Source organism: Planococcus koreensis (genome assembly GCF_004761975.1).
Classification (GTDB): domain Bacteria; phylum Bacillota; class Bacilli; order Bacillales_A; family Planococcaceae; genus Planococcus; species Planococcus koreensis.
Window position 1 is genome coordinate 1 of record NZ_RQII01000080.1, and the last position, 5,860, is coordinate 5,860.

At 45.6% G+C, this 5,860-nt stretch carries 7 protein-coding genes; 2 read left to right on the plus strand and 5 right to left on the minus strand.

What is annotated here, in order from left to right; translation table 11 throughout:
* Positions 1–177: 177 nt before the first annotated feature.
* A complete protein-coding gene (locus EGV91_RS16765; protein WP_135505755.1) occupies positions 178–1,113 on the minus strand; it encodes an AAA family ATPase in 936 nt (311 codons plus the stop codon).
* A 29-nt stretch (positions 1,114–1,142) separates the two neighbouring features.
* Positions 1,143–1,331, minus strand: coding sequence for a hypothetical protein (locus EGV91_RS16770; RefSeq protein WP_135505757.1), 189 nt, complete (start codon positions 1,329–1,331; stop codon positions 1,143–1,145).
* A gap of 221 nt (positions 1,332–1,552) precedes the next feature.
* Here EGV91_RS16770 and EGV91_RS16775 point away from each other — a divergent pair, with 221 nt between their 5' ends.
* Positions 1,553–2,164 carry a type II CAAX endopeptidase family protein gene (locus EGV91_RS16775; protein ID WP_135505759.1) on the plus strand — a complete coding sequence of 204 codons (612 nt, stop codon included), beginning with the start codon at positions 1,553–1,555 and terminating at the stop codon, positions 2,162–2,164.
* Positions 2,165–2,217: 53 nt separating this feature from the next.
* On the plus strand, positions 2,218–2,901 hold the full coding sequence (locus EGV91_RS16780; RefSeq protein ID WP_135505761.1) for a hypothetical protein: 684 nt from the start codon (positions 2,218–2,220) through the stop codon (positions 2,899–2,901).
* 78 nt (positions 2,902–2,979) lie between these two features.
* Here EGV91_RS16780 and EGV91_RS16785 read toward each other — a convergent pair whose 3' ends face one another.
* From EGV91_RS16785 to EGV91_RS17175, 3 genes are all read right to left on the minus strand, one after another.
* Positions 2,980–3,423, minus strand: a complete 444-nt coding sequence (locus EGV91_RS16785) for a MarR family winged helix-turn-helix transcriptional regulator (protein WP_175580334.1) — start codon at positions 3,421–3,423, stop codon at positions 2,980–2,982.
* Positions 3,424–3,516: 93 nt separating this feature from the next.
* Positions 3,517–4,866 carry a TrkH family potassium uptake protein gene (locus EGV91_RS16790; RefSeq protein ID WP_135505765.1) on the minus strand — a complete coding sequence of 450 codons (1,350 nt, stop codon included), beginning with the start codon at positions 4,864–4,866 and terminating at the stop codon, positions 3,517–3,519.
* A 106-nt stretch (positions 4,867–4,972) separates the two neighbouring features.
* Positions 4,973–5,860, minus strand: an 888-nt coding sequence (locus EGV91_RS17175; RefSeq protein ID WP_206662878.1) for a hypothetical protein, incomplete at its 5' end; no start/stop codon positions are given.

Consider the following 5,860-nt stretch of genomic DNA (forward strand, 5'->3'; position numbering starts at 1 on the left):
TTTTTTCCTGCCTGTTTTATATAAGCCCATTGCAGGCCGAATACGGCAGTCCCGAACGACAGCACTGCCGCTGCTTCATACTGGAGAAACACAAAAGCCATAAAAAGGGCTACGGCCAGCACCCCTAAAATGATGCTTTGCTGCCTCGTCCCTTCTTCATGGCGGACCCACCCCATCTTAAAGCGCCTCAACAGGCATCGGGATGGATTCGGCGATTTCCTGCAGGACTTCCGAAGGCTTGGCGATGAGCATCCCCTCACCTGTCAGGAGAAGGCGGTGCAAAGCGACAGGCTGCAATACGTATTTCACATCGTCCGGCGTCACAAATATGCGCCCTTCGATAAACGCACGCCCTTGCGCGGCATGGACGAGCGCGAGCGCTGCGCGCGAACTCAAGCCCAGCTCGACCAACGGATGCGCTCTTGTTGCCTGGACGAGCTTGATGATGTAATGCTCGATGTCTTCATGAATCGATACCTTCTTGGCAGCTTGTGTCCACGCCTGAACTTCGCTGATGGATGCCACTGCGCTGATTTCTTTTTTATGCGATGCATTTCCGCGGAAATCCCGGATGATTTTCAGTTCTTCCTCGAAACTCGGATAGCCGATTTCCAATCGGAATAAAAATCGGTCCAATTGAGCTGCCGGAAGGGGGAACGTCCCTTGCTGCGACTCCACAGGATTTTGCGTAGCGATGACGATAAACGGATCAGGCAGCTGCAGCGTTTCCCCGTCGATGGTCGCCTGTTTTTCTTCCATCGCTTCAAGCAGGCTGGATTGTGTCCTAGGTGTGGCGCGATTGATTTCGTCTGCAAGCAGCAGGTTCGTCAACACTGCTCCTGGACGCAATTCGAATTCTTGTGTCTGCGGGTTGAAAAAGCGGATTCCCGTCACGTCCGATGGCAAAACATCCGGCGTGAACTGCAAGCGCTGAAATCCCCCTTGGAAAGACCCGGCAAATGCTTTTGCCATCCATGTCTTGCCTGAACCCGGAACGCTTTCAAGCAATACGTGCCCTTCTTGAAGCAGCGCGATAAGCATAAAATCAATTTCTTTTTCACGGCCAACAATCAGGCTGTTTAAATGCTCCCTTATTAACGTTAATTTCTCCACTTTTCATTTCCCCCTATGTATGCGTCAAGTCATTTCGATGGTTCTTCTGTGTAATTGTAGATCGTTACGCCATGATGGTGTGCAACGCCGCGGAAATGCTTGAAATCTTCACGCGCTATTAAAACTTGGCGGAATTCCAGGAAATCTTCTTTCTCGATTGTCAAAGATTCCAATGCCCCGCTTTTCAATTGATCCAGCAATTCTGTGTAATCTGTCATTTTCCCTTTCCCCTTTCATCTTCGATTCGCCAATCAGCTTCTGCTATAATTACTAAATGGAAGAAGGCATTCAGATCCAGCGGGTGCTCCCACTGGTTTGGCATTAGCTATTTTCAAAGAAATGTTAATAACTTCGATTATACAGCATCATCTGAAGTTGAACATCTTTGGCTTCGCCGTTAGCTCTCATGAAAAACGGCTGTTATCTAGGAGGAAATATTATGTTGAATTTTATGAAAGAACATCATTTACTGCTGCTGATCCCTTCAGCTTTTCTGCTCTATTTCATCGCGTTTCAAAATACAGCAATTTTTTGGTATATGTATACATTCGCTTTGTTATTACTCATGTCTTATGCGTTGCTGTTCACGAAAATTTTCGATGAATTGCCTACATGGAAGTCGCTTTTGTTCGGGCTCGGCTATGGGACGCTGATTTACGGTCTGATCGCGGGCAGCTATGGAGTGCTGCAATTATTGCCGTTTCCAATCGAGGATTCCATTTCAAACTTCTTGGAGAACTTTGCGCCCATATCCATCTGGCATTATCTTCTACTAATGTTCATCATCGTTCCTGGAGAAGAAATCTTCTGGCGCGGCTATGTCCAACAAAAATTGAAGAAATATATGCCGGCTTCCTTCGCAATTTTAACGTCTTCTGTGCTTTTCGGACTTGCGCTGGGGCTCGGCGAATTTATTCCAGGCATGTTAGCCGCTGCAGCAGCGGGCATGATTCTCGGTGCTCTCTATGAATGGAAACGCAGTATGCCGCTATTGATCATCACTCACCTGGTAATGGTCATCCTCTTGTTTTTGGTAAAACCTTTGCAATAAGTGAAACGTCTTGTGCGCATTAAACGTCAACTATAGGAAAGGGAGGAATTATTATGAAAAAAAATAATTTATTTTTGGCAGCAGCGGTATTGACGGTCGGCGGCCTATTGGCTGCATGTGGAAGTTCTGAAACCGAACAAGAGCCGAATGGGGCTGAAGAAACTCCAGAAGAAACGGATCCGGTTGAAGAAACTACTGAAACACCTGTAGAAACTGAAGAACCGGAAGCTGAAGAAGAGCCTGCGGAGGAAGAACCTGCAGAAGAAGAGCCTGCAGAAGAGCCTGAAATAGCCGAAGAAGAACCTTCGAAAGCTGAAACTGAAGGCGAACTGGCAACGAGCGACGAACAGCAGTATAAACTTTATGTGCTGCCTGGCTTCCAATTGACTCCTGAAGAGCCTGGCAAAGACACTTTGCTATGGGAAGAAGATTCTGCGGTATTCATGCGCATTGAAACTTTCAACAAAGAAGACATTGAATTTGCACAAGCAGAAGCCGCAATGAAGGAAGCGTTAGCAGCTTCAAACCCGGATGCTGAAATAACAGAAGCCGCAGCTCCACAAGGTGCGAAATTCCTCAACTCAGTTGCTTATGAAATACCTACGGCTGAAGGAAAAGTCACTGGCGTCGTGTATGAGAAAGAAAACCTGATTGTCCGCCTCACCGTTTTTGACACAACAGAAGTTAATGCAACTGCAGACTTCATCGACATGGGCAGCACAATCGAGCGCCCTTGATAAAGTATATAAAAAATGCGCACTGGACAAAGTCCAATGCGCATTTTTTCATTTTTTGATTGGTTCTTCCTGAATCCATTAATAGGAAAGATCTTTGATCGACAAGCCGAGTTTCTTCATCAGCTCGATTGCCTGATCTTTTTCTTCGCTCGTCAATGCATTGGTCAATTCATGCAAATTCTTTTCATGTTCAGGAAAAATCTCGCTCATGAATTCTTTGCCTTCCGGTGAAATCGCAGCGTACGTGACGCGGCGGTCTGTGGGGCAATTCACCCGCGTGATAAAGCCGCGCTTTTCAAGTTTATCAATAACGTACGTGATCGAGCCACTTGCCAATAAAATCTTCCCGCCAATTTTTTGAAGCGGCTGCTGGCCTTTGTGGTATAGAAGCTCCAATACCGCAAATTCAGTCGGATTGACACCATGTGCCTGAAAAAATTGGTTGGTCTGTTCTGTTATCGCTTTATGCGCCCGCGACAAGACGATAAAAAGCTTCAAAGACTGTTTCACATCTTCGCTCATAATTTATCCACTCATTTCCGATTTAAAGATCCTCTTAAAACAATTATATTCTTTTTTTTGGAAAAAGGCACGGTTGTTTAGCCTTTGCCTTTATTAGCCGATGATTACACGTTCTTTCGGGTAATGGTACTTCGTCGGGTCGGTCTTGCCCCCGATGGTGAAGAGGAACGAAATCAGGCCGACACGCCCGATGAACATTAACAGCATAACAATGACTTTACCGAAATCGGACAAGTCACTCGTTATGCCAAGCGACATTCCGCAAGTTCCGAACGCGGATGTGATTTCAAATAGGATTTCAACTGCCGTCGCATGAGGCTCTGAAATTAACAACGCCATTGTGGCCACAAGAACCATGAATCCGGCCAAAATGATGACCGCAAATGCCCGAAAAACATCAATCAATTCAATTTCCCTTCTGAATATCTGGATGCTGTTCTTGCCTCTCGCAAAATTGATCAAAAACAAGACAGCGATAGCCAAGGTAGTTGTCCGGATGCCTCCGCCGACAGAGCTTGGGGAAGCCCCAATAAACATCAATGCGCTCAAAAAGACGTTCGTCGCATCGCTAAAAGCAGTAATATCCATTGTCGTCAAGCCGCCTGAGCGGGATGATACTGAATGGAAGATGGATGCAAATAACTTTTCGTGCCAAGACATGCCGGCAAAAGCATTGAAATATTCCAATGCCAGATTGCCGATGCTTCCGACAAGCAGCAAAATGCCGAATGTGCTTGTTGTAATTTTCGTAAACAGCGAAAAACGGAAATTCTTGTTTTTATTGGACAGGAATTCTTTCAATTCGATTAATACCGGAAAGCCGATTGCCCCTAGAATGATTAAAATCATGGTGATGATCTGCACGAAATAATCATTGAAGTAGGGGGTGAGCGAGTTGCCAGTGATATCGAATCCGCCGTTTGTCGTCGCTGATACCGAAGCGAAAACCCCGTGGAGCAGCGCTTCGTTGAAAGTGTCATAAAACTGTGTAAAATACGAAGTCAAAATAATAGCGCCGATCAATTCAATCATCAATAGAATTTTAATGATTTCCCGGATCAGCTTCACAACACCTGACATACTGAATTGGTTATGATCAACCATAATCAATTGGCGTTCGCGCAATCCGATGCGCTTGCCGACCAGCAGCCAGAAGAACGTGCCGATAGACATGATTCCGATTCCGCCCAGCTGCAAGATGAACATGAGAACCACGATTCCAAAAACCGAGTAGGTTTCGGAAATATTCACCACCGTCAATCCAGTGACGCTGACAGCGCTGATGGCTGTAAACATCGTATCCATATATGACAGCTGTACTCCCTCTAGGTGGACATTCGGCAGTTTCAACAGCAAAAAGGAAATTGCAATTGCTGCAAAGTAATAAGACACGATCACTTGGGCCGGAGTTAGACTTTTAATTTTTTGAAACGTTTTATTCATGGAGTTCATTTCCTTTCGGCCACATTATCCTCTCCCTATTCTATGAAAAGAAATGGCAAAAAGAAAGGGCAAATCATATTTCTTCCATTCAAAAAGAGCAGAAGAATCACTTCTGCTCTTGCTTTTTGCCAGTTTTCGCGCCTTTAGCGTCTTTAACATGCTGTTTTCGCTGCTGATTCTGTGAATGCCTCGCTTCCGCTTGGATCGGTTTTTTCGGTTTGGCATTAGCCGCTTTTGCCTTCTGCTTTGGCTTCGCTTTCTGCTTTGGCTTCGCTTTTTGCTTTGGCTTCGCTTTTTGCTTTGGCTCCGCTTTTTGCTTTGGCTTTGCTTTCTCAACGGTTTTTGGTTTTTCTGCCGCTGGTTGATCCTGCTTCAAAACTGACGGCGCTTTTCCCGGCTGCCCTTTTGCAGCTGGATCGGCCCCCTCGGTTGATGCAGGTTTCTTTACAGGGATTTTTTCGGCTGTCTTGGATTTTACCGCATTTTCTTTCGGCTTCACTTTTTCTGATTGGGCCGGCGGGAAAGTTTTTTCTGCTTTAGCCGCTGCAGGCGGTTCAACAACTTTCTCCAGTGGCTTTTGTTCAGCTTTGTCCTTAGTGATCTGCCCTTGCCCTTTGCCGGGATTTGCTGCCGGTTCAAATTTCACTTTCATTTCTTGTTCCATCACTTTGTTTTTGACGCGAGACTCATGTTTTTCAGTTTTCAACGCTTTAATATCCTTGTCTACATCCATTATGGCATCTCCGTCGGTTTCTACGTTTTCTTCATTAGAAAGTGAGGTGTAGTTTTCAACTTTCTTCCCGACCGGAACATCTTCTTCAACCGACTTTTCCCATTGGGCAATAGTCGCTTTTTTCACATGGACATCAATATCCCTTTTGACAGCTGCAGTGGACGCCGCCAGCACCATTTGCTCGAGTTGAGTTTCAAGCGTTTCGGTATTTTCTTCAGCTGCAGTGGTTATCGTCACTTTATGAGTATCATCTTTCACGGA

Excerpts from the sequence above, each read along its gene's own strand:
- EGV91_RS16770 (WP_135505757.1), bottom strand. The coding sequence starts at position 1,331 with ATGACAGATTACACAGAATTGCTGGATCAATTGAAAAGCGGGGCATTG.
- EGV91_RS16775 (WP_135505759.1), top strand. The coding sequence starts at position 1,553 with ATGTTGAATTTTATGAAAGAACATCATTTACTGCTGCTGATCCCTTCA.
- EGV91_RS16780 (WP_135505761.1), top strand. The coding sequence starts at position 2,218 with ATGAAAAAAAATAATTTATTTTTGGCAGCAGCGGTATTGACGGTCGGC.
- EGV91_RS16785 (WP_175580334.1), bottom strand. The coding sequence starts at position 3,423 with ATGAGCGAAGATGTGAAACAGTCTTTGAAGCTTTTTATCGTCTTGTCG.
- EGV91_RS16790 (WP_135505765.1), bottom strand. The coding sequence starts at position 4,866 with ATGAATAAAACGTTTCAAAAAATTAAAAGTCTAACTCCGGCCCAAGTG.